Origin of the sequence: Peptoanaerobacter stomatis (assembly GCF_000238115.1) — a bacterium.
GTDB lineage: Bacteria > Bacillota > Clostridia > Peptostreptococcales > Filifactoraceae > Peptoanaerobacter > Peptoanaerobacter stomatis.
On sequence record NZ_JH414582.1, the window covers coordinates 1 to 3,423 of the forward strand.

At 29.9% G+C, this 3,423-nt stretch carries 5 protein-coding genes; 1 reads left to right on the forward strand and 4 read right to left on the reverse strand.

Going from position 1 to position 3,423, the window contains the following annotated elements:
- Positions 1 to 563 (forward strand): GGDEF domain-containing protein (locus tag HMPREF9629_RS11045; RefSeq protein WP_009526467.1); only part of this gene is annotated, 563 nt, incomplete at its 5' end.
- Positions 564 to 630: 67 nt separating this feature from the next.
- Here the strand turns inward: HMPREF9629_RS11045 and HMPREF9629_RS11050 are convergent.
- The 4 genes from HMPREF9629_RS11050 to HMPREF9629_RS12350 form a co-directional block, all read right to left on the reverse strand.
- Positions 631 to 1,266, reverse strand: coding sequence for an NUDIX hydrolase (locus HMPREF9629_RS11050; protein WP_009526468.1), 636 nt, complete (start codon positions 1,264 to 1,266; stop codon positions 631 to 633).
- On the reverse strand, positions 1,266 to 2,474 hold the full coding sequence (locus HMPREF9629_RS11055; RefSeq protein ID WP_009526469.1) for a D-alanine--D-alanine ligase family protein: 1,209 nt from the start codon (positions 2,472 to 2,474) through the stop codon (positions 1,266 to 1,268). The genes HMPREF9629_RS11050 and HMPREF9629_RS11055 overlap by 1 nt, the downstream gene beginning before the upstream one ends.
- A 144-nt stretch (positions 2,475 to 2,618) precedes the next feature.
- Positions 2,619 to 2,930 carry a hypothetical protein gene (locus tag HMPREF9629_RS11060; RefSeq protein ID WP_009526470.1) on the reverse strand — a complete coding sequence of 104 codons (312 nt, stop codon included), beginning with the start codon at positions 2,928 to 2,930 and terminating at the stop codon, positions 2,619 to 2,621.
- A 210-nt stretch (positions 2,931 to 3,140) separates the two neighbouring features.
- The coding region (locus HMPREF9629_RS12350; protein ID WP_009526472.1) for a PD-(D/E)XK nuclease family transposase at positions 3,141 to 3,423 on the reverse strand (283 nt) is incomplete at its 5' end.

A 3,423-nucleotide genomic window follows, 5' to 3' on the forward strand; every position in this document is an offset into this window, starting at 1 on the left:
ATAACAGACATAAAATAGATATAATAATAGCCAATATAAACATAAATATAGAAAAAATAAAACAATTTTATGTAGTATTTTCAGACATAGACAACTTCAAGAAAATAAATGACCAATACGGACACGATGCAGGAGACAAGGTATTAACAACAGTATCAAATATATTAAAAAGAGAACTAAGACAAGACGATATAGCAGCAAGGTTTGGAGGAGAAGAATTTTTGATAATATTAAACGATATGACAAAAGACAAGTTAAACGATGAGAAAGCGTATAATATAATAGAGAAGATAAGAAGAAAAATAGAAAGTAGCTATATAGTATATCAGGGCAATAAAATAAAAGTAAGTATGACATTTGGAATGGTAAGCTCCGGAGGATATAAAGATGTAAGGAAGATGATAAAAGAAGCTGATGAAAAGATGTATATAGGAAAGAGAAGCGGAAAGAATAAAGTTGTGTTTGATAGTTATATGGTAAAAGATGACATTGAAAATATTGGCAACAGTTGTGAGATGAAAAGTAGAGAATGTAACAATATTGAAACAGACGTGAATGAATAGATACAAAAAAGGTTATTGCTATGGTTTTTAATCGTCTTGCAATAACCTTAATATTATTAAAGTAAACTTATTGGTTATAATTTTTTAATATATCTACAAAGGAATTTAATATTTTAGCGGTAAGTCCCCATATTATGCAATCATTAAATTGGTAAAAATAAGTGAGTTCATAACTTTTCAAAAAATTATATGACCTGCCGTTTTCTATAAGTTCGTATGGAAAGTTTTCATCTCTTTTTATTTCTATGTCTGAGCGATATACGGTATATTTGCAGGATAATACATCTTCTAAAGGAATTGCTATAAGTTTTTCCACTTCTTCGTTAGGTTTAATATCATAAAAGTTTATACCTGTAATTTGACCTACAAAAACATACATTAACAAACCGTTAAAATTTAACAGGTAATTACTTTCGCCAAAAACGGATATATTTTTTGTATCTAAATTACATTCTTCAACAGTTTCTCTTATGACAGCATCAAGCGGTTTTTCTTTATTTTCTATATGTCCGCCTATAAAAGATACATCTCCTGATTGATTGACTATTTTTGAACGTTTTTGGAAAACTATGTGAGCTACACCGTCTATATCGATTAATGCTATAAATACAGCAACTTTATTAATTTTTTTTATGCTTTCAGGTTTGTGATTTTCAAATATGGATTTTATATTTTTTATAGTATCTTCATAATCATTAAACATCAGCTTTTGCTACCTTTACTTCCGTCAAGATTTACGCAATCGAGTATGTTGGTTTCAAAAGAAAATACTATGTCGTCTTGTTCTCTTTTTCTTTTAAATGCAAGCTGTATCATCTTTTCAAGCAGAGTCTCATAGTCCATACCTACAGCTTTCCATAAGTAAAATGATAAAGAACCGGGGATAGTGTTGATTTCGTTTACATAGATTTTGTTATCTTCTTCATCTATTATGAAATCTATCCTTGCAACACCGTTACAACCAAGCGTTTTAAATGTGTCTACTGCCATATTCCTTATGGTTTCTCTTGTTATATCATCTATATCTGCAGGAAGTTTTCTGCTTAAAGACTCCATAGTTCCTTTTGCCATAGTATTTGATGATGGAGTTTTTTTGCTTGAAGATGATGATAAATATTTATCTTTATAACTTAATATCTCGTCAGAATTTATAGGCTGTTCACATTCTGATGCACTTGCATTTTCAATATCTCCAAGCACACTGCAATTAACTTCTTTTAGTTTGGTTATTGCTTTTTCTACAATTATTTTATAAGAAAAAGTAAAGGCGTGTGCCAATGCTTCTTTCAAACTTTTATCATCTTTTGCAATTTTTATTCCTATACTTGAACCTAAATTTATAGGTTTTATTATGATAGGGTAGTCAAATTTTTTCTTTATGGTTACAATTACATCATCTTTATCTGATATATAATTGAACTTGTTTACAGTTATGCTGTCAAGCACAGGTATATTGTTATCTTTAAGTACGCATTTCATTACATATTTGTCCATGCCGACAGCAGACGACATTACATCACAGCCTACAAAAGGTATGCCGAGCATATTTAAAAGTCCCTGTAAAGTTCCGTCTTCAACGTTTGTGCCGTGAACAACAGGGAAAGCTACATCTATGGAGTCATATATGTTTTTAGAAAACATCTTGTACGGATATTTTACAAGATCCACTCTGCTTTTATTTTTTGCAAGAAGAACTTGGTTACTTTTGCTTATAAGCTGTTGTATGTTTTTATATTCGTTTACTATACCTGTAAATTCAGAAACATAAAATTTGTTATCTTTGCTTATATATATAGGGATTATCTCGTATTTTGACTTGTCAAAAAATTCCATAGCTTGTAAGGCTGATACTATAGAAACTTCATGTTCTGTAGAATTGCCTCCAAAAAATAATCCTATTTTAATCTTCATATTTAATTAGCCCTTTCTGTGTAATCTTTTAGTAATTATAATATATCTTTTTTCTCCAAATTGCAATATCATTTATAAGATTTATTGCTTACACAATTGTATTTTTTAAAGGGAGAAGAAATATTTTATTATAAGATTATAATTTTATAATTTGCCGTTTTGTAAGTCTATTATGATATTTCTGTCAAGATTGGTAGCTTTTATAATAGTGTCTATGTCTATGTTCATATTTAATAAGTTTCTTGCTGTACTTATAGAACCCATTTGTATTCCTCTTTGTTCTCCTATTTGTATCCCTCTTTGCTCTCCAAGTGCATAGCTGTCATGTAATCTGCTTTCTATATCGCTTTCTTTCATCAGATTTTGTTCGTAGGCGTATCTTTCTTGTTTGTTTGACCAGAATAAATTCAGTTTGTCGTTTGTCTTTTCTAACATTTCGTTTCTTTCTGCCAACATTTTTCTATAACCTACCGTTTTGTAAGTCTATTATTATACTTCTATCAAGATTGGTAGCTTTTATAATAGTGTCTATGTCTATGTTCATATTTAATAAGTTTCTTGCTGTACTTATAGAACCCATTTGTATCCCTCTTTGTTCTCCTATTTGTATTCCTCTTTGTTCTCCTACCTGCTCTCCAAGTGCATAGCTGTCATGTAATCTGCTTTCTATATCACTTTCTTTACTATCAGATTTTGTTCGTAGGCGTATCTTTCTTGTTTGTTTGACCAGAATAAATTCAGTTTGTCGTTTGTCTTTTCTAACATTTCGTTTCTTTCTGCCAACATTTTTCTCTCCTCCTCACTATCTGTCTTTATAAATAGTAACCATTCATTTAATTCATCTAAGTTGTTTACGTCTACTTTGGTCAGGTCTAAAAAGTGTATTTCTTGTATGTCTGTTAATTCTTTTTTGTCTCTAATTCTGTCAGTCTGTATATTGAGTGTACTT